Genomic DNA, 24966 nt, shown 5'->3' on the forward strand with positions numbered 1-24966 from the left:
GCGACCGTATGGCGGCCGGCACGCCCTGAGCTGTGGCACCGGCATCTACCGCAGTCAGCGCAAGAGGACAGCTCTCGGCGCGCCCGACACCAGGGCCCACGCGCCACCAGGCGGCAGAAAGGCACGGGCCGTGGCATCCACGGTCACCACGTCGAAGGACTCTGCGGCCACCTCCCGTCCGGGATACGGTCGACTGCTGCGCACACGCGGCGCCTGGACGTTCCTGCTCCCCGGCTTCGCGGCACGCCAGCCGTTCGCGATGCTCACCCTCTCCATCGTGCTGCTGGTGCAGCACACCACCGGTTCGTACGGCGCGGCCGGCGCCGTCGCGGCGGTCACCGGCGTCTCCATGGCCGTGTTCGCGCCCTACAGCGGCCGGCTCGCCGACCGCTACGGACAGCGCGCCGTCCTGGTCCCCGGCGTCCTGCTCCACACCCTGTCCGGGCTGGCCCTGACCGCGCTGGCGCTGAACGGCGCCCCGCTGTGGGCGTTGTTCGCCGCCGCTGTGCCCACCGGCGCCTCGGTGCCCCAGGTCGGGCCCATGGTGCGCGCCCGCTGGGGCGTGAAGCTCAAGAACTCCCCGCTGATGACCACGGCGGCGGCCTTCGAGTCCGTCACCGACGAGCTGACCTTCGTCGTCGGACCGCTGCTGGCCACCGCCCTGTGCACGGTCGTGGACCCGGCGGCGGGCCTGATGACCGAGGCCGCGCTGACCCTGGTCGGCGGTCTGCTGTTCGCCGCGCAGAAGGGCACGCAGCCCGAGGTGGCCGCCCGCGGGAACGCGCGCGTGGAACACGTTTCCGCACTCCGCGTCCCCGGGGTGCGCGTCCTGATCGTCATCTTCCTGGGCATCGGATCCGTCTTCGGCGGTATGCAGGTGTCCCTGGCCGCGTACACCGAGTCGATCGGCGAGCCCGGGCTGAACGGCATCCTGTACGGCGTCTTCGCCGCGGGAAACATGATCTCCGGCATCGCCTGCGGCGCCATCGCCTGGAAGGCCGCCCCCGAGCGGCGCCTGGTCATCGGGTACGTGGCGCTCGCGGTGACCGCCTCCGCTCTGTGGACCGCCCACTCGGCGCTGCTCCTCGGCGGGCTCGGCCTCCTGGTCGGCATGTGCATCGCGCCCTCCCTGATCACCGGATACACCCTGGTGGACGACCTGGTCCCGGCCGGTGCCCGCACCGAGGCCTTCACCTGGCTGACCGGCGCGGTGGCACTCGGTCAGGCGGCCGCGGTCACGGTCTCCGGGCAGCTGGAGGACCGCTTCTGGTCCGGTGCCGGGTTCCTGGTGCCGATGGGCGGTACGGTGCTCGCCCTGGTGACGCTGCTGGCCCTGCGGTCACGGCTGGTGCCGCCCCGGGCGACCCGCGAGGTCACGCGCGGCACGGCCCGTCGCGATCCCGTCGCGATCAGCGAGCAGTAAGCAGTAAGCAGTAAGCAGTAAGCAGCGATCGGTGAGCAGTGATCAGTGACCAGTGAGATGTGACGCACTCGCAGGCTGCCGCGCAGGCCCTCACCGGGTCCGCCCGCGCACGCGGGCAAAGCCGCGACAGCACCGCGGACGTGGCTTCCCGCCTGGGAAGCCACGCCGCGAAGTGCGTCCGGGACACCCGCGGAACACGCACGGAAGCCCGTCCTCATGAGGGTCACTCTCCGGCCGCCGCCCGTGGCGGGGTGACGCACGTTACGCCGCTCACTTGCGGCACGGGTTACCATTGACGATCGTTAGCACTCATCGAGTGAGAGTGCCAGGAGGAAGACAGTGCCCACCTATCAGTACCAGTGCACCGAGTGCGGCGAGGGCCTCGAGGCGGTGCAGAAGTTCACCGACGACGCTCTTACCGAATGCCCGAACTGCCAGGGCCGCCTGAAGAAGGTGTTCTCGGCGGTCGGCATCGTCTTCAAGGGCTCCGGCTTCTACCGCAACGACAGCCGCGGCTCCTCGTCGAGCAGCACCCCGGCGTCGAAGACGTCCGGTTCGTCGACGAGCTCCTCCTCGGACTCCTCGGGTTCCTCGTCCTCGTCTTCTTCCTCGTCCTCCTCGGGCTCCGGTTCGAGCTCGGGCTCCGGCAGTTCCAGCAGCACCGCCGGCAGCACCGCCGCCTGAGGCCGAATCCTTACGGGACCCTGTCGTCGTCCGACGACGGGGTCCTCGGCGTTTCCGGGGCCGGTTAGGGTGCGGAGCATGGCGAACAAGGCGAACGTCGAGATCGGCGTGATCGGCGGCTCCGGTTTCTACTCCTTCCTCGACGACGTGACCGAGGTCCAGGTGGACACCCCGTACGGGGCGCCCAGCGACTCCCTCTTCCTCGGTGAACTGGCCGGCCGGCGGGTCGCCTTCCTCCCCCGGCACGGACGCGGCCATCATCTGCCGCCGCACCGGATCAACTACCGGGCCAACCTGTGGGCGCTCAGGTCGGTCGGCGCGCGCCAGGTGCTCGGGCCGTGCGCGGTGGGCGGGCTGCGGCCCGAGTACGGGCCGGGGACGCTGCTGGTCCCGGACCAGCTCGTGGACCGTACGAAGTCCCGGGCGGGCACCTATTTCGACGGGCTGCCGCGGCCCGACGGCACCGTCCCGAACGTCGTGCACGTGTCGCTGGCCGACCCCTACTGCCCCGCAGGCCGGGCCGCCGCCCTGAAGTCGGCGCGCGGGCGGGACTGGGAGCCGGTGGACGGCGGCACGCTGGTCGCGGTCGAGGGGCCGCGCTTCTCCACCCGTGCCGAGTCGTTGTGGCACCAGGCGCAGGGCTGGTCGGTGGTGGGCATGACCGGCCACCCCGAGGCGGCGCTCGCCCGTGAGCTGGAGCTCTGCTACACGTCCCTGACCCTGGTCACCGACCTCGACGCCGGTGTCGAAACCGGCGAGGGCGTCTCGCACGACGAGGTGCTGCGGGTGTTCGCGGACAACGTGGACCGGCTGCGGAACGTGCTCTTCGACACGGTGGCGGCGCTGCCGACGACCGAGGAACGGGACTGCCTGTGCGTCTCGGCGCTGGGCGGGATGGATCCGGGGTTCTCGCTGCCGTAGGGCTGCCGGCGCGGGGCTCGTGACGCACGGTCGCGTCGCGGCTCACAGTCGCATCGTGACGCACGGTCGGGTCGTGACGCACGGTCGGGTCGCGGTTCACGACCGCGTTACGGCTCACGGTCGGGTGAGGGAGTTTTCCACAGGCCGTGGTCTGTCCACAGGCTCCGGCGGAGAACGGCGGGAAGCCTCATCGTGGGATCCGCAAGCCGATCCCTCGTCGCAGGTGGTGGTCCCGTGTCGTTCCCGCCGTCGTCCTCTCCCCCGTTCCCTCCGTCGTCTCTGCATCAACCCTCGCTCCAGCCCCCCTCCTCCACCTCCCCCTCCTCCTCCCGTTCCGCCTTCCCTTCCTCCCTCCATTCCCCCTCCCCCTCGCCGACTTCCTCGGCTTCTCCCTCCTGCCCCGCCGTAGCTCCGCACCCGCCCTGGGCCGGTGTCCCTCCACGGTGCGAGGTGCCGCACTTCGCGCCGGTGCGGGTGCGTGGCGGGCTGCTGTGGTCGGGTCGGCCGGTCCGGCACCGGAGGCGGGCGGTGGCGGCCGGTCTCGCCGTCACGGCGGTGGCGCTGGTGGCGGCGGGCGGTCCCCGGGAGGCAGACCGGTCGCGCGGGCGCCCCGAGGGCACTTCGAGCGCGCAGGCCGGGGCGGTGTCCACGGAAGACCGGGTCGCACGGGCACGGCGCGCGGGAGCGCGGGTCACGGCGCCGGTGCGGATCGCCGACGCCGCCACCGTGCGGCTGCTGCGGCCGGGCGACCGGGTCGATGTCATCGCCGCCGAGGAGCGGGTGACAGGCGGTGAGGCCCGCGTGGTCGCGCGTGGAGCGCGGGTCACCGAAGTGCCGAAGCCACTGGAGGACACGGGCACGGGCGGGGCCCTGGTGGTGCTGTCGGTTCCGCGTGCCGCCGCGGCCGACCTCGCCGGCGCGAGCGCCACGGCACGGCTGGCGGTGACCCTGTGGTGAGCGGGTCCTTCTCGGCCGATTTCGCGGGTGTTGTGTCAAGTCCCTTGTTCGAGGGACCCAAGTGGACGGTTCGGCAGGGCGCTGACATAGGTTGCGGAGCGTTTGATTCCCAACGTCACACATACAAGCGCCACACACATAAGAACGTCACACATACAAGATGGAGCCCTCGGGGTGAGCGAGAAGAACGAAGCCGGCATCTGGCAGGGCTTCAAGGCCTTCCTGATGCGTGGGAACGTCGTCGACCTGGCCGTCGCCGTGGTCATCGGCGCCGCCTTCACCAACATCGTCAACGCGGTGGTGAAGGGCGTGATCAATCCGCTGGTCGGCGCCTTCGGCACACAGAACCTGGACAGCTACAGCTCGTGTCTGAAGGGTCCCTGCACGGGCACCGGCGATGCCGCGACGGGCGTCAGGATCCTGTGGGGTTCGGTGCTCGGCTCGACGCTCCAGTTCGTGATCACGGCCGCGGTCGTCTACTTCCTGATGGTGATGCCGATGGCCCGGTACCTGGCCCGGGTCGAGGCCCGCAGGAAGGCGAAGGAAGGCGCGCACGAGATCGTCGAGATCTCCGAGCTCGAGGTGCTCAAGGAGATCCGCGACGAGCTGGTCGCGCAGCGCGGATCGGGCCGCGGCGAGAGCCCGGGATACGGCGAGGGCCCGGGGTACGGCGAGGGCCCGGGGTACGGCGGGCGATAGCCGGCACCGGCCCGCACGGCACCCGGGTCAGATGTGGTGGGGCGGCTTCTCGTCGAGGAAGCGCTTCAGGTCCGACGCACTGTCGCCGGACGGGCGGTCGCCCCACCCCCGGTCCGTGTCGTCCGCGGACTGCTGGTCCAGCGGGTCGTCGAAGACCAGCGCGGGCTTCGGCTCGCGCGGCCGGGGATCGGGGGCAGTGCTCATACGACCAGAGTACGGCTCCGGCGGAAGCCTCCCCCGACGTCGGCGGCTCCCTGTCGCTGCCCTCTGGTGCCGCTCCCCGGTGACGGCGCCTGCTGTGGCGGTGAGCGCGCGAGACTGGCGCCATGACTGTTGACGCTCTGACCGATGTGGCCGGTGTGCGCGTGGGCCACGCGACCCGTACCGGAGACGGCCTGCTCACCGGTACCACGGTGGTGCTCGCGCCCGAGGGCGGGGCCGTGGCCGCCGTGGACGTGCGGGGCGGCGGTCCCGGTACGAAGGAGACCGACGCACTCGATCCCCGCAACCTCGTGCAGCGGGTCGAGGCGATCGTCCTGACCGGGGGCAGCGCCTACGGACTCGACGCGGCGTCCGGGGTGATGGCCTGGCTGGAGGAGCAGGGGCGCGGGGTGCGCGTCGATCCGGATCCCGCGCACGTGGTGCCGGTGGTGCCGGCCGCCTGCGTCTTCGACCTGGGCCGGGGCGGGGACTTCCGGGCCCGGCCGGACGCGGCCACGGGGCGCGCGGCGGTCGAGGCGGCAGCGGCGACCGCGCCGGGGGCGCGGGTGCCGGAGGGGTGCGTGGGCGCCGGTACGGGGGCCGTGGTCGGAGCGGTGAAGGGCGGGATCGGCACCGCGAGCACGGTGCTGGACTCGGGAATCACGGTGGCCGCGCTGGTCGTGGCCAACGCGGCGGGGTCGGCGCTGGACCCGGAAACGGGGACGCTGTACGGCGAGTTGTTCCGGGGCGGCCGGGTACGCCATCCCGACGCGGAGGTGCACGCGGCGGCGCTCCGGCGGCTCGACGGCATCGCGGAGCGCAACGGGCCGCAGCCCCTCAACACCACGCTCGCGGTGGTCGCCACCGACGCGGACCTGTCCAAGGCGCAGGCGCAGAAGCTGGCCGGCACCGCGCACGACGGCATCGCGCGGGCGGTACGGCCGGTGCATCTGCTCAACGACGGGGACACGGTGTTCACCCTCGCCACGGGCGCCCGCCCGCTCGACACCGCGAACCCTCTCGCCCTGAACGAGATCCTCGCGGCGGGCGCCGACTTGGTGACCCGCGCGATCGTACGGGCCCTGCGCACGGCCGAGTCGGTGGACGGACCGGGCGGAGTCTGGCCGTCGTACGAGGAGTTGTACGGACAGCTGCATACACAGCTGCACGGGTGAGCCGTACGGGTAGTTGTATGACGAACCGGGCAGGGAGGCGTGTGGCGTGCCGAACGGGGAAGCGTAGGGGTGTCGGGCGGGGCTACGGGGACGTCCGGTGAGCGGAGGAAGCCGACCGCTGGGCGGAGTGCGTGATCAGCAGCCGACGGCCCGGCGAGGAGCGCCAGGAGTGGCGTCCGAGCAGGGGATACGGGTGGTTGCCGGGGACGGACGGGAATTCTTCGCGTGATCGGTTCGTTTTGAGGCCGTACGTTTTCTCAGTTCCCGGACACGATGTCCGCCCGAGAGGCTACGGTGTGCACCCACAAGGTGACATGCAGCAATGCCGGGAGAAACCTTGAGCGTTCCGTACGAGACGGCAGCGTACGAACCAGCCGACTCGCCCGAGTCTCCTGAGGAGCATCTCGCGCGACTGCTCGGCCGTGCCCTGAACTCCTTCGAACTGCCCGACGAGGCGGTACGCCTGCTCGACTGCGCGCTGGCGCAGGACAGTTCGCTGCACTCCGCGCACCACAGTGCGGGCCTGCACCGCGAGACGTACCGGCACACCTGGCTGCTCGCCGACGGTTCGGCGCTCACGCTCTGGGAGCTGGTCCACAACACGGGCCCGGGCGGCGAGCCCCAGCACGAGGTGTATCTGGACGAGGAGGAACTGGGCGTGGCCACCGCCCGGCTGCCGCTGCCGCCGGAGACCCCGGACTTCGAACTGCCCGTGGCGGTGCAGTTGTCCCAGATCCCCGCACCTCTGCCCGTCTACGTTCCCGACGCTTCGGCGGACCACGCGCGCCGCTTACTGCGCCGGGCGGAGAACACGGACCGTCCGGGGCCTCGGACGGCCGCGCTGCTGACCACGGCGTCCGCCCACCAGATCACCCAGGCCTTCGGCCGCCCGTCCGCCGCGGGAGGACCGGGGCGGACGGGGCCGTCCTTCTCTCTGTACGAGCACGCGTTCCTGCTGCGTGACGGTGCGGAGATCTCCCTCTGGGAGGTGGAACACACGGCCACGCCCGACGGGCGGCACATGTGCGAGGTGTACGCCACCGAGGACGCCGCCCGGGATGCGATGGAGCGGCGCGCGACACAGGTGCCCTGACCCGATCGGGCCGACCCGCCCGACCCGCCGTCATCCCGTTGCCCTCACCCTTCCCGGCCACCGGCGAAGCGCCGCACCAGGACGGCGAACGCCTCACGCTCGGCCGCAGTGAGCCGCACCTGCTCCGTCTCCGGACCCGTCCGCCGCTGACGCGGAATCGTCCGCAGCGCCCGCGCCTCCGGAACGTCGCGCCCAGGATTCGACTCCGGATCCGGTTTCTGATCCCGATTCCGTTTCGGCTTGTGGGCCGGCTTCCGATCCGGGCGAGGGCCGATGCCCTCGCCCCGCCGTCCCGGCCCTCCGGGCCCCCACCGCGCTCCCGCTCGGGCGAGCGTCCGCATCCGCGTCCGCAAGCCGGCGCCGCTCCCCCGCACCCGCCCGCGGTCCCGCCGCAGGGCACCGGCCAAGCCCGCTGTGCAGGCCACGGCCACCAGGGTGAGGACGGTGGCGCCCGTCACCCTCAAGATCGAGTCGTGCTCAGGCATGGGCCCAGTACACATCACGGTCCGGGACTTTGGCCCCGGACCGTGACGAACGTGATCTATATCGCAGTTGACTCATTTGCCTGCGAAAATCCCACATGTACCTATTGGGGAAGTTCGCCGTCGTTGCCGTTCTGCGTCGGCACCGTCCTCCGCCGTTGCCGGCGTCCGTGCTGTCCGCTCTCCCGTCACGCGGCGACCGGCTGCTTCGGTTCCGCCGCCGAGGCCGCCGAGCCCTCGCCGCCGGTCGCGCCGGGCGCTCCCGGAACCGGCTTGCGCAGACCCTTCAGGATGATCACCAGGGCCGCCGTGACACAGACGCCCGCCGCGATGGCCACCAGGTAGAGCAGCGGGTTGCCGATCAGCGGGACCACGAAGATGCCGCCGTGCGGAGCGCGCAGGGTGGCGCCGAAGGCCATCGACAGGGCTCCGGTGACCGCGCCGCCCACCATCGAGGCGGGGATCACGCGCAGCGGGTCGGCCGCCGCGAACGGGATCGCGCCCTCGGAGATGAAGGAGGCGCCCAGGACCCAGGCGGCCTTGCCGTTCTCCCGCTCGGTCCGGTTGAAGAGCTTGCCGCGGACCGTGGTGGCCAGAGCCATCGCCAGCGGCGGAACCATGCCGGCCGCCATCACCGCGGCCATGATCTTCATCGCGGAGTCGCTGGGGCTGGCGACCGCGATACCGGCCGTGGCGAAGGTGTACGCGACCTTGTTGACGGGGCCGCCGAGGTCGAAGCACATCATCAGGCCGAGCAGGGTGCCGAGCAGGATGGCGTTGGTGCCGGTGAGGCCGTTCAGCCAGTCGGTCATGGCGTTCTGCGCCTCGGCGATCGGCTTGCCGATCACCACGAACATCAGGAAGCCGACCACCGCCGAGGAGATCAGCGGGATCACCACCACCGGCATGATGCCGCGCAGCGCCGCCGGGATGCGCACCCGCTGGATCGCCAGCACGACCGCACCGGCGATCAGACCGGCCGCGAGACCGCCGAGGAAACCGGCGTTGATGGTGAGGGAGATCGAACCGCCGACGAATCCGGGCACGAGTCCGGGCCGGTCCGCCATGCCGTACGCGATGTAGCCGGCCAGGACCGGGACGAGGAACCCGAAGGCGACGCCGCCGATCTGGAAGAGCAGGGCGCCCCAGCTGTCGGCCTGGGTCCACACGAAGTGTTCCATCACCGACGGCGCCTTGTTGATCTCATAGCCGCCGATCGCGAAGCCGAGGGCGATGAGGAGACCGCCCGCCGCGACGAACGGGACCATGTAACTGACGCCGGACATGAGCCACTTGCGCAGCTTGGTGCCGTAGCCCTCACCGGATTCGCCGGTGCGTTCCACGGGGGTGCCGCCCGGTGCGGCAGCGGCGGTGGCCTCACCGCGCTCGGCCTTCCCGCGGACCTCGGCGATCAGCTCGGCGGGGCGGTTGATGCCCGCCTTGACGCCGGTGTCGACGGTCGGCTTGCCGGCGAAGCGTTCCTTCTCCCGGACGGGCACGTCGTGGGCGAAGATCACTCCGTCCGCCGCCGCGATCACGGCCGGGTCGAGCCGGGCGAAGCCCGCCGATCCCTGCGGCTCGACCACGACCTCGACGCCCGCTTCCCGGCCGGCGTTCTCCAGTGCCTCCGCCGCCATGTACGTGTGGGCGATGCCCGTGGGGCAGGAGGTGACGGCGACGATCCGGAAGGGACGCGCGCCCTCGCCGGACGTGTCTGCGCCCGCGTCGGATGCGCCCGCATCCGTGGTGGCTGCATCCGTGGTGGCTGCGCCCGCGTCCGTGGTGGCTGCGCCGGTGGCGGCACCGGCGGAGGCCGCCACCGGCGTCACCACGGAGTCCGTGGGGTCTTCCGTGGGGCCTGCGGAGCTGTCGGAGCCCTCGGAGCTCTCAGGACGGTCGGGGCGGTCGGACTTGTCCGAGGTGCCCGAGCCGGCCGCGTCCGCCGTGGCGGTTCCGGTCCCGTCGGCCGCCGGCTGCTCGTCCCCGCGGATGAGCGCCGCGGCGCCCTCGGCGTCGCCGACCGCCCGGAGCCCGTCGGTGAACTCGGCGTTCATCAGCTTCCGCGCCAGCGAGGAAAGGATCGCCAGGTGGGCGTCGTCCGCACCTGCCGGAGCGGCGATCAGGAAGATCAGGTCGGCGGGGCCGTCCGGCGCACCGAAGTCGATCCCGGCGGCGCTGCGTCCGAAGGCCAGCGTCGGCTCGGTGACGTGCTCGCTGCGGCAGTGCGGGATGCCGATACCGCCGTCGAGGCCGGTCGGCATCTGGGCCTCACGGGCGGCCACGTCGGCGAGGAAGCCCTCCAGGTCGGTCACCCGGCCCAGGGTCACCATCCGCTCGGCGAGGGCTCGCGCCGCCGCTTCCTTGGTGTCGGCGGACAGGTCGAGGTCGACCAGGTCCGCGGTGATCATCTCGCTCATCGCGGGCTCCTTTGCACGCGTATCGCCCTTGATGTGGGGTGGGCGGAAGGGAAAACGGGGACGGTGCTGCGGTGGGGGGTCGTGGGGACTGAGGGGGCTGAAGGGGCTGAAGGGGCTGTGAGAACGGAGAGGACCGAGGGGGTTGCGAGGACCGGAGCGGCACGAACATCGGCGCTCATGTCACCGGCTCCTTCAACGCGCGGTCCACCGGCACCGTCGCCGTGACCGTCACCGCGGCCGGGTCCAGGTCTCCCGGCGTGGGCATCACACTGCCGGGGGTCTGGACGGCCGCCGCTCCGTGGGCGAGCGCCGAGGCAAGCGCCTCCGGACCGCGCCCGCCGGCGATGAGGAAGCCCGCGAGCGAGGAGTCGCCCGCGCCCACATTGCTCCGGACGACGTCCACCCGGGCGGTGCCGAACCAGGTGCCGTGCTCGTCGACGAGCACCTGGCCGTCGGCACCCAGGCTGGCGAGCACGGTACGGGCGCCCATTCCGCGCAGTTCCTCGGCCGCCTTCACCGCGTCGCCCACGGTGGTCAGCCGGCATCCGACGGCCTCGGCGAGTTCCTCTGCGTTCGGCTTCACCACGTCGGGCCGCTCGCGCAGCGCCGCGGCCAGTGCGGGCCCGGAGGTGTCCAGGGCGATGCGCACGCCGGCGATGTGCGCCCGCTCGACCAGCTCGGCGTACCAGGAGGGTGCGAGGCCGCGCGGCAGGCTGCCGCAGCAGGCGATCCAGTCGGCACCCCGCGACTGCCGGTGGACGGTCTCCAGGAGCAGTTCCTGCTCGGCCGCGGTCAGCTGCGGGCCGGGCGCGTTGATCTTCGTCAGGACGCCGTCCGCCTCGGCGAGCGCGATGTTGGACCGGGTGGCCCCGGCCACCGCCACCGGCGCGACCTCGATGCCCTGCGCGTCCAGCAGTTCGGCGACCACTGCACCCGGTGCACCGCCCAGCGGCAACACGGCGACGGTGCGCCGGCCGGCCGCGGCGACGGCCCGGGAGACGTTGACGCCCTTGCCGCCCGGGTCCACGCGTTCGCCGGTGGCCCGGTTGACCTCGCCCCGCTCCAGCGCGGGCACCTCGTACGTACGGTCCAGGGACGGGTTGGGGGTGACGGTGAGGATCATGCACGCACTACTTCCGTGCCGCCGCGCTCGATCGCGAGGGCGTCTTCGGGGCTCAGCCCGCTGTCGGTGATCAGCAGGTCCACGTCGTTCAGGCCGCCGAAGCGGGCGAAGTGCTCCTGGCCGTGCTTGGAGGAGTCGGCGAGCAGCACCACACGGCGGGCGGCTGCCATGGCCGCGCGCTTCACCGCCGCCTCGGCGAGATCGGGGGTGGTCAGACCGTGTTCGGTGGAGAAGCCGTTCGCCGCGACGAACAGCACGTCCGCGCGGATCTCGCTGTACGCGCGCAGCGCCCAGGCGTCCACGGCGGCCCGTGTGCGGTGCCGTACACGGCCTCCGACCAGGTGCAGCTGGATACCGGGGTGGTCGGCGAGCCGGGCCGCGGTGGGCAGGCTGTGGGTGACGACGGTGAGCGAGAACTCCACCGGCAGGGCGGCGGCGAACAGGGCCACCGTCGAACCGGCGTCGACGATCATCGTGCCCTCGTCCGGAAGTTCCGCGAGGGCGGCCCTGGCGATACGGTCCTTCTCGTCGGCGGCCGTGGTCTCGCGCTCGGCGAGGTCCGGCTCGAAGTCGAGGCGACCGACCGGGATGGCCCCGCCGTGCACCCGGCGGACCACTCCCGCTCGATCGAGGGTCTTCAGGTCCCGGCGGATCGTCTCCGCCGTCACCTGGAACTGCACGGCCAGCGAGACCACATCCACCCGGCCACTGTCCCGGGCGAGCCGCAGAATCTCCTGCTGCCGCTCTGGTGCGTACATGTCCACTCACCTCCGAACCGTGCCCGAACGTGTGACTTTTCCTGAAGGCTACGCCGGGAATTCCGGAAAGTAAACAGGAACGGGCTCAATCGGGCATGAACGGGCATGAGGGTCGCGCTCGATGCCCTCTCCCTCCGGCATGGCCGATACATCATCGAGGCGGAGGGAAAGGCGGGGCGGCCAGGATGCGAGCAGCAAGGCCTGGATTCAGGTAGGACATGAGTTCGATCCACCTCTTCCCACCATCGACGAGTCCGCCGGCTTCGGCGACTCGGATATCTCGGGCGGCTCGGGCGGGCAGGGCGGCTTGAGGAGGCCGCTGCCGAGCGGCTGCCGGGGCGGCGGGGCCGGGCCGTCTCGTCGGAGCGTCTTCAGGGAACCGTCAGGACTTCGTCAGGGCGTCCCACGGAAAGTCCCGCAGCGTCGCGAGGTTGGCCACGGCCAGTTCCGCCGGTCCCGGCTGGTCCTCACCCGTACCGTCGCCCGCCGCCCAGCCCTCGACGGCCGCGCGTACGGCGGCGCTCGCGACGGCGGCGGCGAAGCGCAGCCGCGCGTCCACGGCGGCACTGTCGACCCTGCCGGTACCGCCGGCACCGCCGGCACCGCCGACGCGGCTTGTGCCGTCCACCTGTGCTGCGCGGGTGGCATGCTCGGCATCGTCGTCAGTCGCCGTACCGGCCCGCACCCGCGCCGCCAGGACCTCCGCCAGTGCGCGTTCCGACGTCTGGCAGACCTCCGCCCACACCCGGCGCAGGGAGGGGGTCGAGTGGGTCAGCCGGACCAGGGTGCGCACCCACATCCAGGAATCCGACGACTCCCCCGCACCCGGTCCGAGCGTGGACCGCACGGCGTCCTCCAGAGCCTGCGGTACGGACGTCCCGGGCGGTGCCGCCCGTACCGCTTCCACCCAGCGTCGGGCGCCGGCCTCGTAGAGCGGGGCGACGGCTTCTTCCTTGGCTGCGAAGTACCGGTAGAAGGTGCGCGGGGCGATGCCCGCCGCCTGTGCGATGTCCTCGGCGCGGGTGGCTTTCAGGCCCTGGCGGACGAAGAGACCGGCCGCCGCGCGGGCGATCTCCATCCGGGTCTCGGCTTTGCGCCGCTCGGTCAGCGAGACGGGAGGAACGGAAAGAAACGGCGGGGTGGTGCTGCTGCTCACGCCCGGCAGGGTATGCCCATGTGGCACAATCTGCCATCTGGCGGGTCACCCCGGGGTTCAGGTTCGGGGTGACCCGCTTTCCTGTCCCGCACAGGGGAAAGCCGGGTCCGGCACCCGGGGGGAGGGTGCCGGACCCGGCTTGGGAAGTCCCGGCGCCGGGGGGTGGTGCGACGGGACGTGGTTCAGGAGAGCCGTCCGGGAGGCCGAAGCCCGAAGAGTCTCCGGCGGAGATCTTCCGATCCCCCGGATCTCGGGACCCGAACTCTTGCGCTCTGCATTCTTGTTCCCTGGCCCAGTGGGTTGAAGCAGTGTCAGGGCGTCATGTTTGCGCCGTATTTCGTCCCCCGGCGCCCCCAAGGGCCCTGCACCGGCCCCGCACCGGCTCTACGCCGCCGCGTCGAACCCGGTGTCGCGGGCCAGCTTCTTCAGTTCCATCAGCGCGTGCTTCTCTATCTGGCGGATCCGCTCGCGGGTCAGGCCGTGCTGCTTGCCGACCTCCGTCAGGGTGCGCTCCCTGCCGTCGTCGATGCCGTACCGCATCTTGATGATGGAAGCCGTGCGCTGGTCGAGGCGGCCGATGAGATCGTCCAGTTCCTCGCTGCGCAGCAGCGTCAGCACCGACTGCTCCGGCGACACCGCCGAGGTGTCCTCGAGAAGGTCGCCGAACTGGGTCTCGCCCTCGTCGTCCACCGCCATGTTCAGCGAGACCGGGTCGCGGGCCCAGTCGAGCACGTCCGTCACCCGCGCCGGGGTGGAACCGAGCTCGGCGGCGATCTCCGCGGGCTCCGGGTCCCGCCCGTGCTCACGGTTGAATTCGCGCTGCACGCGCCGGATCCGGCCCAGCTCCTCCACCAGGTGGACGGGCAGGCGGATGGTGCGGGACTGGTCGGCTATCGACCGTGTGATGGCCTGACGGATCCACCAGGTGGCGTAGGTCGAGAACTTGAAGCCCTTGCGGTAGTCGAACTTCTCGACCGCGCGCACCAGGCCGGCGTTGCCCTCCTGGATCAGGTCGAGCAGGGGCAGACCGCTGCGGGGGTAGCGGCGGGCCACCGCGACGACCAGGCGGAGGTTGGAGCGGATGAAGACGTCCTTGGCCTGCTCGCTCGCGTCGTACAGCGCTTGGAGCTCCTCGGCGGTGGCCCCCACCTCGTTCTCCTCGGTGCCGTCGAGGATCTGCCGCGCGAACACACCCGCTTCGATGATCTGGGACAGCTCGACCTCCTTGGCGGCGTCGAGCAGCGGTGTGCGCGCGATCTCATCGAGGTACATGCCGACCAGATCGCGGTCGGCAATCTCGCCACGATGGGCGCGAACACTGCTTGCCGAGTCGGCCGTCTCGCCGGAGGCGGACTTACGACGGGCGACGGCACGGGTTGCCATGCTTGCTCCCTTACGGTGATGAGGTCGGCGGGCGGCTCTGCGAATGCCCGGCACGTACGTCAGGTCCAGGGTCTCGGTCTCTCGCTTCGGACTCTGCTCGGGTGCCCGGCATCTGTTGGAAACAACGACTGGAATCCGGACAGAATTCCCCACTCGACCCCCGAATTTTCTGATCATGCAGTACCCTGTCGGGCCACGGAGGGACGGGATGTCGTCGGACTACACGAAGACCCAGGTCAGACCGGGGGCCGAAGGCGATCTGACAGCGCTCACCGATCTGTACAACCGGTACGTGCGCGAGACGGCCATCACGTTCGACACCACCGTCCTCACCCCTGAGGAACGCCGCCCCTGGCTGCTCTCCCACCCTGTAGACGGCCCGTACCGCCTGATGGTTGCCACGGCCTCGACCGCAACCGGGAACTCCGAGCAGATTCTGGGCTACGCCACATCCAGCCCTTTCCGGGCGAAGCCCGCCTACGCGACGTCGGTGGAGACGACGGTCTACGTCGCCCCGGACGCGGGAGGCCGCGGGATCGGCACGCTGCTCTACACGGCCCTGTTCGAGGCCCTGGCGGGCGAGGATCTGCACCGCGCCTACGCGGGTATCGCCCAGCCGAACGAAGCCTCCACGCGGCTGCACCAGCGCTTCGGTTTCCGGCACACGGGCACGTACCGCGAGGTGGGCCGCAAGTTCGGCCGCTACTGGGACGTGGCCTGGTACGAGAAGGAGCTGTAGCCGGCGGGCGCCAGTGCCGCGACCGGGCGACCGGGTGTTGCGACCGTGCACCGGACTCCCGGCGATCGCCGGGAGTCCGGTGCACGAGGGCCGACGACCGCCGGAAGACCGACGATCGCCGGAGAGCCAACGGCCACCAAAGAACCGGCGCGCGGGGGCCGGGCTCAGGCCCGGCCCCCGCGCGCCGACGTCCTCAGCCGAACTGCACCGACCGCTTGGCCAGCCCCAGCCAGAACCCGTCGATCACCGACTTCTGCGTGTCCAGGTCGCCGGCGGCGTCCGCCGCGCCCATGGTCACGAAGAGCGGTGCGAAGTGCTCGGTACGCGGATGGGCGAGCATGCCCGCCGGCGACTTGCGGGAGAAGTCGAGCAGCCCGTCCACGTCACCGGCGGCCAACGCCCGGTGCCCCCAGTCGTCGAACTCGGCCGACCACCTGGGGATGCCGCCCTGCCGCAGTGCGGCCAGGTTGTGGGTGAAGAACCCGGAGCCGATGATCAGCACGCCCTCGTCGCGCAGCGGCGCGAGCTTGCGCCCGATGTCCATGAGCTTCACGGGGTCCAGGGTCGGCATGGAAACCTGGAGCACCGGGATGTCGGCCCCGGGGAACATCTCGACCAGGGGGACATAGGCGCCGTGGTCCAGGCCCCGGTCGGGAACGTCCTGGACCGGGATGCCGGGGGCACGCAGCAGCTTGCGTACGGAATCGGCGAGCGCGGGAGCGCCGGGAGCGCCGTACTTCACCTGGTAGTAGTGCTCGGGGAATCCCCAGAAGTCGTAGACGAGGGGGACCGTCTCGGTGGCGCCGAGGGCAAGCGGGGCCTCCTCCCAGTGGGCGGAGACGACGAGGATCGCCTTCGGGCGAGGAAGTTCGGCGGACCAGGCGGCCAGCTCACCGGGCCAGATGGGGTCGTCGGCCAGGGGCGGGGCGCCATGGCTGAGGTACAGCGCGGGCATGCGTTCCTGAGTGGCGGCGGTCACGGCTGCGACTCCTTCCGACGGTCTGTGGGATCTGATCCGGCTGGTGGGCGGCTGAAGCTTTTTACTTGAAACCTCAACCTCTGACTCCGAACTCTAGCGCAACTTTGTTTAACATTCAAGGAGAGGGGCTTTACAGTGGAGTACATGACGACGGCACCCACTTCCGCAGCGGCACCCGGCCCGGCAGGCACCGACGAACCCCGTTGGCTCAGCGCCGAGGAACAACGCGTCTGGCGCTCGTACATCGAGGCCAGCACCCTCCTGGAGGACCACCTCGACCGCCAGCTCCAGCGGGACGCGGGCATGCCGCACCTCTACTACAGTCTGCTGGTCAAGCTCGCCGAGGCACCGGAACGGCGGCTGCGCATGACCGAGCTGGCGATGCTGGCGAAGATCACCCGCTCCCGGCTCTCGCACGCCGTGGCCCGCCTGGAGAAGAGTGGCTGGGTGCGTCGCGAGAACTGTCCGTCCGACAAGCGGGGCCAGTTCGCCGTGCTGACGGACGAAGGTTTCGAGGTGCTGCGCCGGAACGCGCCGGGGCACGTGGAGGCCGTGCGACAGGCGTTCCTCGACCGGCTCACCCCCGAACAGCAGAAGGCCCTGGGCGAGATCATGGAGATCGTCGCCGAGGGCCTGCAGCCCAGCGAAGCGGGTGCGGACCTGCCCTGGCTCCGCTGAGCACGGAGCCGGGGCAGGTCCTGGAAGCCGTACGGACGAGGCGTCCCCTCCCCCTCCGTACGGGTGGCCCGAAGGAACTGACACCGACCTGTGAAAGTCGCCGGTAACCGGCCGGCGGTGGGCGGTTGACGGCCGGCGGTTACCGGCCGCGGTGGGCGGTGAAGGCCGTGCGGCGGCAGGCCGTCAGTGGGCGATAACCGGCACCGCGACGTCCTCCTCGGCGCCCCCGGCGACCCTGGTGCCCTCGCCGGAGGCGCCGGTGACCGTGCTCCCCGGGCGGCCGGCGTTGACGAAGGTCAGGGCGATGGCCGCGGCCAGCACGAGAATGCCGACGGCGAACCAGATCGCGCTGGTGTAGCCCTGCACCATGCCTTCGAGCTGCACCAGTTGCCGCTGGGACCGGTTCGCGGCGCCGCCGATGTGGTCGGCGATGTAGGACGTGGTGGCCGAGGCCGCGATCGTGTTCAGCAGGGCCGTACCGATCGCGCCGCCCACCTGCTGCGAGGTGTTGACCATCGCGGAGGCGACTCCGGAGTCCCGGGGCTCGACGCCCAGGGTGGCCAGCGACATGGCCGGCATGAACGCCGTACCCATGCCGAGACCGAGCAGCAGCATGCCGGGCAGCAGCACGGTGGCGTAGGAGGTGTCGACCTCCAGCCGGGTCAGCATCAGCATGCCGAGGGCGGCGACCAGGAACCCGGGGCCCATCAGCAGCCGGGGCGCGACCCGGGTCATCAGCCGGGCGCCGATCTGGGTGGAACCCGTGATCATGCCCGCGACCATCGGCAGGAAGGCGAACCCGGTCTTCACCGGCGAGTAGCCCTGCACGATCTGCAGGTAGTACGTGAGGAAGAGGAACAGGCCGAACATCGCGATGATCGCCAGGCCCAGCGAGAGGTAGACCCCGCCGCGGTTGCGTTCGGTGACCACCCGCAGCGGCAGCAGCGGCGCCTTGACCCTGGACTCGACCAGGACGAACGCCAGGAGCAGGACGGCCGACGCGACGAACATGCCGACCGTCAGCGAGTCGCTCCAGCCTTTGGACTCGGCGCGGGTGAAGCCGTAGACGAGGGCGACCAGTCCGAGGGTGGACAGCACCACGCCGGGGATGTCCAGCGGCGAACGGTTGCGGCCGCCCCGCGGCTCACGGATGACGAAGTACGCGCCGAGCGCGGCGACGACAGCGAACGGGATGTTCACGAAGAACGTCCAGCGCCAGTTCAGGTACTCGGTGAGGAAGCCGCCGACGATCAGGCCGACGGCACCACCGCCACCGGCGATCGCACCGTAGATGCCGAACGCCTTGGCGCGCTCCTTGCCGTCGGTGAACATCACCGCGAGCAGGGACAGCGCGGCCGGCGCAAGCAGCGCGCCGAACACGCCCTGCAGGGCACGCGCGCCGAACATCATGGCCTCGTTGGTGGCCGCGCCGCCCAGCGCGGAGGCCGCCGCGAAGCCGCCCAGACCGAGCACGAACGCCCGCTTGCGGCCCCACAGGTCGGCTATCCGCCCGCCGAAGAGCAGCAGTCCGCCGAAGGCGAGGGCGTAGGCCGTGACGACCCACTGCCGGTTGCCGTCGGAGATGCCCAGGTCCTGCTGGGCGGAGGGCAGGGCGATGTTCACGATGGTGGCGTCCAGGACGACCATCAGCTGGGCGAGCGCGATGAAGACGAGCGCCTTCCAGCGGCTGGCATCCGGTACGCCGGGAGCCTTTGAGGCTGTTTCAGACATGGGGGTACCCACTTCGGGACTTCGGGATTTCATGACGGAAAAATTCGGAGTTTGCGACGAAAAAACGGTGTCTTCACGGAACGGCTCGCCCAAGGGACGGCCGCCGGGTCGGCTATGGAGATCGGTGCCGAGGCAGCTGCTGAAGTCGTTGCCGAGGTAGTTGCTGAAGTGGTCCGGGCTGGATCGGAATCTGGATCGGGAACTGACTCTGGATCTGGATCTGAATCGCGGTCAGGGATCGCTCAGCTCGCGCGCAGGTCCTCCACGGTGACGGCCGCACCCGGCAGGGAGCTGGGGGCCGGGGCCCGCATCCCGTCCAGGAACAGCTGAAGATGACGGTGGACGAACCGGTCGGCGCTCAGGCAGCCCGTACCGGCCGGCGGCCGGCTGAGCTGGGCGATACCGACGAGCAGATCACCGGAGCCCACGTCGTCACGGAGCTGACCGGCCGCCCTGGCACGGTCCATGATCCGTGCGACGAGCGTGTCGACCCGTACACGCGCGGCCTCCAGGTCGGGGTGATGCTGGTCGAAGGCGCTGGAGAGCATCGGACACAGCGCACTGATCCGCTCCGCGGCGGCCGTGTGCGCGAACCGCTCCAATGCCTCGAAGGCGTCCCCGGTCTCGGCGAGCGCCTGCTCGGCCGCCTCCGACGTACGGTCCATCACGGAGCACACGACCTCGCGCACCAGCGCTTCACGATCGGGGAAGTTGCGGTACACCGTGGCATTGCCCACGCCGGCCCGGCGGGCGACCTCGTCGAACGGCACGTCGGCACCGAACTCGACGAACATCTCCCGGGCGGCGGTGACGATCCGTTCCCGGTTGCGCAGGGCATCGGCGCGGGGCCTGGACGCCTTGTGCGATACGGAAGCGGCGGTCTGCACGATGCACTCCTAGGTCACTGTTGCTGTCGTTGCTGCTGTTGCTCCTGCTGTCACGGTCCGGGGAAGGAGTCCCCGTTTCGCGCGAACACAGCTCTAAACGGGGAAACGGTCCCCGCTTATTTCCCCCAACGGAGACTTCCGATGTGACCTGAGTCACACCTCCTGCGTGCCTGCCGGAGCTCTCGCACGATCGGACCCTCCAACGCGCGCCCGCCCCTCCATCGACAGAGGGTGATCAAAAGGATGCAGCCGGAGACCGGCGGCTGCCGTGTCGAGCGGAGGTCCCCGCATGCAGCCGCAGTCGACCAGCAGCCGGATATCCCCGCGCCGACTGGCCGCTCTGGCGTCCGTGACCGCCCTGACCCTCGCCGTCGCCCCCTCGGCCGGCAACGGCCACCTCTCCCCGCACCTCTCGGCTCCCGGTGCCGGACCGAGCGCTCTGTCCCGTTCCTCCGCGCACGGCCCCTGCATGATCAGCAGCACCCGCGACGTCCATCTGTCCGAGGGCATACCCACGATCGCCGGCTACGCCCCCTCCACCGGCACCGTCCGCGCCCTCACCCTCATGGTCGACTTCTCGGACGCCCCCGGCGAAGGCAAGGCACTCGACCGCTACCGGGAGTTCTTCCCGCAGACCCAGCAGTGGTTCCGCACCAGCTCGTACGGCCGCCTCGACTATCGCCCCGAAATACCGATACCGGGCTGGCTGCGGATGCCCAAGTCGTTCCGGGAGTACGGCATAGAGCGCGGCGCCCCGTTCGACCCCGGCTATCGCAAGCTGGTCGACGACCTCGTGGCGGCAGCCGACCCGAAGGTGGACTTCCGGTCGTACGACCTGGTGAACGTACTGATAACCCCGAACGCGGGCCCTTCCGCCCTGGACACCGTCCTGTCGGTCACCTTCGCCGGCAACGCGGAGGCCCCGACCGCGGACGGCGTCCCGGTCGCCAACGCGTCGTTCGTCTACTCCCGCCAGGACGACGGCTCCGGCTCCCTGGACCGCACCGGCTACCGGGTCCTCCCGCACGAGAACAGCCACGTCTTCGGCCTGCCCGACCTCTACACCGCCGAGGGCGGCGGGGCCGTGGGCCACTGGGACATCATGAGCGAGGACTGGGGCGCCAACAACGACCTGCTCGGCTGGCACAAGTGGAAAATGGGCTGGCTGGACGCACGCCAGGTGCACTGCGCGACGGGCACGGGCACACGGGAGTACACCCTGACGCCGCTGGCCGAGCCGGGGGGCCCGAAGCTCGTCTTCCTCCCGCTGGACGCGCATTCCGGATACGCCGTCGAGTTCCGCACCCGCGCCGGCAACGACGAGGCGGTGTGCCGGTCCGGCATCCTCATCTACAAGGTGGACGCGAACGTCGACACCGGCATGGGACCGGTCACGGTCTACGACTCCCGCCGGGAAAGCGGCGGTTGCACCCGCAGCCCCAACATCCACGCGGAACTCTCCGACGCCCCCTTCGCCCCCGGCGAGACGTTCATCGACCGCAAGGCGGGAATCCGCGTCAAGGTCCTGGAGCCGACCACCCCGAACACGGCCCCGGCCTCCGACACGGACTCCGGCTCGGACTCCGGCTCGAACTCAAAAAAGCCGGAGTACCGAGTGCAGATCACCCGAGCCTGAACCCTCGTCCGAGGCCCTCGCGGATGCCCGGCCGGGCGGGCGGAAACTCGCTTCCGCCGTCGGAAAACAGACGGCGTGGGAAGGGAGCAGGCAGCAAACGGGCACCGTTCCGAGCGGACCGGGTGGGGATCATGCTCCATTTTTGGCCGAAGAAGGCCCCTGCCTGCGGGAACAAGACCTGCGAAGCGGGCACACCCGGTCACGGAACGCGTGACGTTTTGCCTGGTCATAACCCTGGGCGTAGCCATAAATAGTCCGCAAGGGTCCGAACGGACCGGACTCTGTGGGGCGCGATCGCGCCACACCGGAAACGGCCCGACCGGGTGTCGGCCCGAGTCGCGCAGGGGAGGTGTCACCGTGGACGCCGAAGAACGCCGACGCTCCATCCTGGAAGTGACGCGCCGGGCCGGCTCGGTGGACGTCGCCAGGACGGCCGCCGACCTGGGCATCTCCAAGGAAACCGTACGGCGCGACCTGAACCTGCTGGCGGCTCACGGGCTGGTGCGGCGAACCCACGGCGGCGCCTGCCCCGTCGAGAGCGCCGGCTTCGAGACGACGCTCTCCTACCGCACCACCAGCCAGGTCAGGGAGAAGTCGCGGATCGCCGCCGCAGCCGTGGACCTGCTCGGTGACGCGAAGACGGTGTACATCGACGAGGGCTACACCCCGCAGCTCATCGCCGCCGGCCTGCCGCGCGACCGGCCACTGACCGTGATCACCTCCTCCCTCGCCGCGGTCGGCACCCTGGCCTCCGTCGAGAACATCACCGTGCTGCTGCTCGGTGGCCGCGTCCGCGGCGCCACGCTGGCGACCGTCGACCACTGGGCCGCCCACACGCTGTCCGACCTCGTCATCGACCTGGCCTACGTCGGCGCGAACGGCATCTCCCGCCAATGGGGGCTCACCACTCCGAACCCCGCGGTGAGCGAGGTGAAGACACAGGTCATGGCCGTCTCCCGACGCCGGGTGCTCTCGGGCGTCCACAGCAAGTTCGGAGCGACCAGCTTCTGCCGTTTCGCCGGGATCGGGGACCTGGAGGCGATCGTCACCGACACCGGGCTCCCCGCCTCCGAAGCCCGTCGCTACGCCCTCATGGGACCCCAGGTCATCCGGGTCTGACCCACGCCTCTCCTCCTCCCCCACACGCCACGCACCACACGCCACACGCCACACATCACGCATCACGCACTCGCCACTCGCCACTCGCCCGACCGGGCGCGGGCCTTCCACGTCCTCGAACACCTCTGGAGTCAGCCATGTCCATCCAAAAGACCACCCGAGTCCGGAGAAGCACCCGCGCCGTGCTCGTCGCCGTCTCCGCCGGCTCGTTGCTGGCCGCGTGCAGCGGGGCCGGCGGGTCGAGTTCGGAAGCCGGGGGCGAGAGCATCAACGTCCTCATGGTCGGCAACCCGCAGATGGAGGACATAGCCAAGCTGACGAAGGACACCTTCACCAAGGACACCGGCATCAAGGTGAACTTCACGATCCTTCCCGAGAACGAACTGCGCGACAAGGTCACCCAGGACATCGCCACCCAGGCCGGCCAGTACGACGTCGCCACCATCGGCGCCTACGAGGTGCCCATCTGGAACGAGAACGGCTGGCTGCAGGAGCTGAGTTCCTACGCCGAGAAGGACTCCGCCTTCGACAAGGACGACCTGCTCAAGCCCATGGTCCAGTCCCTGTCCGGCGAGGACGACAAGCTGTACGCGCTGCCGTTCTACGGCGAGTCGTCCTTCCTCATGTACAACAAGGAGGTCATGGAGGAGAAGGGCATCACCGTGCCCGAGAAGCCGACCTGGCAGCAGATCGCCGACATCGCCGCCAAGGCCGACGGCGCACGCCCCGGCATGAAGGGCATCTGCCTGCGCGGCCTGGCCGGCTGGGGCGAACTCGGCGCGTCGCTGTCGACCGTGGTCAACACCTTCGGCGGCACCTGGTTCACCGAGGACTGGAAGGCCCAGGTCAACAGCGCCGAGTTCAAGAAGGCGACCGACTTCTACGTCGACCTGGTCAGGAAGCACGGTCAGTCGGGCGCCGCGCAGTCCGGGTTCACCGAGTGCCTCAACGCGATGAGCCAGGGCAAGGTCGCGATGTGGTACGACGCGACCAGTGCGGCGGGACCGCTGGAGGACCCCAGCTCCAGCAAGATCGCGGGCAAGGTCGGCTACGCCTACGCGCCGGTGGACAAGACGGACAGCTCCGGCTGGCTGTGGACCTGGGCGTGGGCGATGCCGAAGACCACCAAGAAGGCCGACGCCGCCTCGAAGTTCATGCTCTGGGCGTCCGGCAAGGAGTACGAGAAGCTCGTCGGCGAGAAGCTGGGCTGGTCGCGCGTCCCCGCCGGGAAGCGGGCCAGCACCTATGAGATCCCCCAGTACAAGGAGGCGTCGGCGGCCTTCGGCGACATCACCGTCAAGTCCATCGAGCAGGCGAACCCGACGAACCCCGGTGTGCAGCCGCGGCCCACGGTGGGCGTCCAGTTCGTGGCCGTCCCCGAGTTCCAGGACCTCGGCACCAAGGTGACGCAGGACATCTCCGCGGCCATCGCGGGCAAGACCAGCGTGGACAAGGCCCTGGACAACGGCCAGAAGCTCGCGGAGGAAGTCGCCAAGAACTACCGGTGACCCGCCCGGTCACCCTCCGGTGACTCCTCAGGTCACTCTCCGGTGAATCTCCGGTGAATCCCGCTGCCCGTCGGACGCCGACGCCCTGACGGGCAGCGCCCCCACCGCGGTGCCCGGTACGCCCTCCTCCGCACCGGCGGACGCCACCCCGTCACGGCGTCCGCCGACCGGGCACCGCTTCTTCTCCACCCCGGCCGCGATCGGCTGCGACCGGCCGGCTCAAGGACCCCTCATGACCACGCTCACTCCCGCACCCCGAGCGGTGCGCACAGACCCCCCGCACCGGCCGGGCAAACGCGAGACGCCACACAAGTGGCGGCGGCGCATCCCGCTGCTGCCGGCGCTGATCTTCACGATCGTCGTGACCCAGCTGCCGTTCGTGGCCACGCTCGTCATCTCGACCTTCCAGTGGAACATCCTCAAGCCGGGCGAACGGCACTTCACCGGCCTGTCCAACTACGGCTTCGTCTTCACCGACGAGAGGCTGCGCACGGCGGTACTGAACACCATCGTGCTCACCGCTTCGGTGGTGATCCTCAGTGTGGTTCTCGGACTGGGGCTGGCGCTCCTCCTCGACCGCCGCTTCCCCGGCCGGGGCCTGGCCCGCACCCTGCTCATCACACCGTTCCTGGTCATGCCCGTCGCCGCCGCGCTGCTGTGGAAGCACGCCATCTACAACCCCGACTACGGCCTCATCAACGGCACCCTCAACGCCGTCTACCGCCTCTTCGGAGCCGAGAACGGCCCCACCATCGACTGGCTCTCGCACTCGGCGATGCCGGCCGTCGTCGCCGCGCTGGTATGGCAGTGGACCCCGTTCATGATGCTCATCCTGCTGGCCGGGCTCCAGGCCCAGCCCGGCGACGTGCTGGAGGCCGCCCGGGTCGACGGCGCCTCGGCCCGGCAGACCTTCCGCCACATCACCCTGCCCCACCTGCGGCAGTACATCGAACTGGGCGTCCTGCTCGGCACCATCTACGTCGTGCAGACCTTCGACGCGGTCTTCACCATCACCCAGGGCGGCCCCGGCTCGCAGACCACCAACCTCCCCTACGAGATCTACCTGACCATGTTCCGCAAGTACGAGTACGGCGAGGCGGCCGCTGCCGGCGTGGTCGTGGTGATCGGCTCCATCGTCGTCGCCACGTTCGCCCTGCGCACCATCGCGTCGCTGTTCCGCGAGGAGGTCTCCCGGTGACCACCACCCAAGCGGCGCC

22 protein-coding genes are annotated in these 24966 nt (G+C 70.6%); 13 read left to right on the plus strand and 9 right to left on the minus strand.

What is annotated here, in order from left to right:
- Positions 1-130 precede the first annotated feature (130 nt).
- The 5 genes from OHB56_RS18100 to mscL all read left to right on the plus strand — a co-directional run bounded on the left by OHB56_RS18100 (position 131) and on the right by mscL (position 4684).
- Positions 131-1423 (plus strand): MFS transporter, encoded by a 1293-nt coding sequence (locus OHB56_RS18100; RefSeq protein WP_326753199.1) that lies wholly within the window; start codon positions 131-133, stop codon positions 1421-1423.
- Positions 1424-1762: 339 nt separating this feature from the next.
- On the plus strand, positions 1763-2107 hold the full coding sequence (locus OHB56_RS18105) for an FmdB family zinc ribbon protein (RefSeq protein WP_326753200.1): 345 nt from the start codon (positions 1763-1765) through the stop codon (positions 2105-2107).
- A 78-nt stretch (positions 2108-2185) separates the two neighbouring features.
- On the plus strand, positions 2186-3028 hold the full coding sequence (locus OHB56_RS18110; protein WP_326753201.1) for an S-methyl-5'-thioadenosine phosphorylase: 843 nt from the start codon (positions 2186-2188) through the stop codon (positions 3026-3028).
- A gap of 450 nt (positions 3029-3478) precedes the next feature.
- Complete coding sequence (locus OHB56_RS18115; protein WP_326753202.1) at positions 3479-3985, plus strand: hypothetical protein; 507 nt, start codon at positions 3479-3481, stop codon at positions 3983-3985.
- Between the two features lie 174 nt (positions 3986-4159).
- Entirely contained in the window at positions 4160-4684 is a 525-nt protein-coding gene (mscL, locus tag OHB56_RS18120) for a large conductance mechanosensitive channel protein MscL (RefSeq protein ID WP_406354440.1), read from the plus strand.
- A 27-nt stretch (positions 4685-4711) separates the two neighbouring features.
- Here the strand turns inward: mscL and OHB56_RS18125 are convergent, their stop codons facing one another.
- Positions 4712-4888, minus strand: coding sequence for a hypothetical protein (locus OHB56_RS18125; RefSeq protein WP_095534257.1), 177 nt, complete (start codon positions 4886-4888; stop codon positions 4712-4714).
- Positions 4889-5010: 122 nt separating this feature from the next.
- Between OHB56_RS18125 and OHB56_RS18130 the strand changes: the two genes are divergently transcribed.
- Together OHB56_RS18130 and OHB56_RS18135 are read left to right on the plus strand one after the other, a co-directional pair.
- Positions 5011-6060, plus strand: coding sequence for a P1 family peptidase (locus tag OHB56_RS18130; protein ID WP_326753204.1), 1050 nt, complete (start codon positions 5011-5013; stop codon positions 6058-6060).
- 337 nt (positions 6061-6397) lie between these two features.
- The gene (locus OHB56_RS18135; protein ID WP_326753205.1) at positions 6398-7153 is read left to right on the plus strand and encodes a DUF6227 family protein; all 756 of its coding nucleotides are present in this window, start codon (positions 6398-6400) and stop codon (positions 7151-7153) included.
- Positions 7154-7823: 670 nt separating this feature from the next.
- On the opposite strand, the gene OHB56_RS18140 is transcribed toward OHB56_RS18135, so the two are convergent.
- The 5 genes from OHB56_RS18140 to OHB56_RS18160 all read right to left on the minus strand — a co-directional run bounded on the left by OHB56_RS18140 (position 7824) and on the right by OHB56_RS18160 (position 14472).
- Positions 7824-10052: a fructose-specific PTS transporter subunit EIIC gene (locus OHB56_RS18140; RefSeq protein ID WP_406354443.1), complete on the minus strand. Its 2229-nt coding sequence runs from the start codon at positions 10050-10052 to the stop codon at positions 7824-7826.
- A 175-nt stretch (positions 10053-10227) separates the two neighbouring features.
- The gene (gene pfkB / locus OHB56_RS18145) at positions 10228-11175 is read right to left on the minus strand and encodes a 1-phosphofructokinase (protein WP_326753208.1); all 948 of its coding nucleotides are present in this window, start codon (positions 11173-11175) and stop codon (positions 10228-10230) included.
- Complete coding sequence (locus tag OHB56_RS18150) at positions 11172-11933, minus strand: DeoR/GlpR family DNA-binding transcription regulator (RefSeq protein ID WP_326753209.1); 762 nt, start codon at positions 11931-11933, stop codon at positions 11172-11174. The genes pfkB and OHB56_RS18150 overlap by 4 nt, the downstream gene beginning before the upstream one ends.
- A 382-nt stretch (positions 11934-12315) precedes the next feature.
- On the minus strand, positions 12316-13011 hold the full coding sequence (locus OHB56_RS18155; RefSeq protein ID WP_406359129.1) for a TetR/AcrR family transcriptional regulator: 696 nt from the start codon (positions 13009-13011) through the stop codon (positions 12316-12318).
- Between the two features lie 462 nt (positions 13012-13473).
- The gene (locus tag OHB56_RS18160; protein ID WP_406354444.1) at positions 13474-14472 is read right to left on the minus strand and encodes an RNA polymerase sigma factor RpoD/SigA; all 999 of its coding nucleotides are present in this window, start codon (positions 14470-14472) and stop codon (positions 13474-13476) included.
- Between the two features lie 208 nt (positions 14473-14680).
- Here OHB56_RS18160 and OHB56_RS18165 point away from each other — a divergent pair, with 208 nt between their 5' ends.
- Entirely contained in the window at positions 14681-15211 is a 531-nt protein-coding gene (locus OHB56_RS18165) for a GNAT family N-acetyltransferase (RefSeq protein ID WP_406354445.1), read from the plus strand.
- Positions 15212-15404: 193 nt separating this feature from the next.
- On the opposite strand, the gene OHB56_RS18170 is transcribed toward OHB56_RS18165, so the two are convergent.
- Entirely contained in the window at positions 15405-16166 is a 762-nt protein-coding gene (locus OHB56_RS18170) for a class III extradiol ring-cleavage dioxygenase (protein WP_326757036.1), read from the minus strand.
- Positions 16167-16334: 168 nt separating this feature from the next.
- On the opposite strand from OHB56_RS18170, the gene OHB56_RS18175 reads away from it, so the two are divergent.
- Entirely contained in the window at positions 16335-16868 is a 534-nt protein-coding gene (locus tag OHB56_RS18175; RefSeq protein WP_055592567.1) for a MarR family winged helix-turn-helix transcriptional regulator, read from the plus strand.
- Between the two features lie 183 nt (positions 16869-17051).
- Here OHB56_RS18175 and OHB56_RS18180 read toward each other — a convergent pair whose 3' ends face one another.
- Positions 17052-18599: an MFS transporter gene (locus tag OHB56_RS18180; RefSeq protein WP_406354447.1), complete on the minus strand. Its 1548-nt coding sequence runs from the start codon at positions 18597-18599 to the stop codon at positions 17052-17054.
- A 242-nt stretch (positions 18600-18841) separates the two neighbouring features.
- Complete coding sequence (locus OHB56_RS18185; RefSeq protein ID WP_360031206.1) at positions 18842-19486, minus strand: TetR/AcrR family transcriptional regulator; 645 nt, start codon at positions 19484-19486, stop codon at positions 18842-18844.
- Between the two features lie 289 nt (positions 19487-19775).
- On the opposite strand from OHB56_RS18185, the gene OHB56_RS18190 reads away from it, so the two are divergent.
- The 4 genes from OHB56_RS18190 to OHB56_RS18205 all read left to right on the plus strand — a co-directional run bounded on the left by OHB56_RS18190 (position 19776) and on the right by OHB56_RS18205 (position 24947).
- Positions 19776-21122, plus strand: coding sequence for a M6 family metalloprotease domain-containing protein (locus OHB56_RS18190; RefSeq protein WP_406354449.1), 1347 nt, complete (start codon positions 19776-19778; stop codon positions 21120-21122).
- Positions 21123-21479: 357 nt separating this feature from the next.
- Positions 21480-22241 (plus strand): DeoR/GlpR family DNA-binding transcription regulator, encoded by a 762-nt coding sequence (locus tag OHB56_RS18195; RefSeq protein ID WP_326753215.1) that lies wholly within the window; start codon positions 21480-21482, stop codon positions 22239-22241.
- 137 nt (positions 22242-22378) lie between these two features.
- A complete protein-coding gene (locus tag OHB56_RS18200) occupies positions 22379-23749 on the plus strand; it encodes an ABC transporter substrate-binding protein (protein ID WP_406354451.1) in 1371 nt (456 codons plus the stop codon).
- A 232-nt stretch (positions 23750-23981) separates the two neighbouring features.
- A complete protein-coding gene (locus tag OHB56_RS18205; RefSeq protein ID WP_326753216.1) occupies positions 23982-24947 on the plus strand; it encodes a sugar ABC transporter permease in 966 nt (321 codons plus the stop codon).
- The last annotated feature ends 19 nt before the right edge of the window (positions 24948-24966 follow it).

The organism is Streptomyces sp. NBC_01635 (genome assembly GCF_045209715.1).
In the GTDB taxonomy this organism is placed as follows: domain Bacteria; phylum Actinomycetota; class Actinomycetes; order Streptomycetales; family Streptomycetaceae; genus Streptomyces; species Streptomyces hirsutus.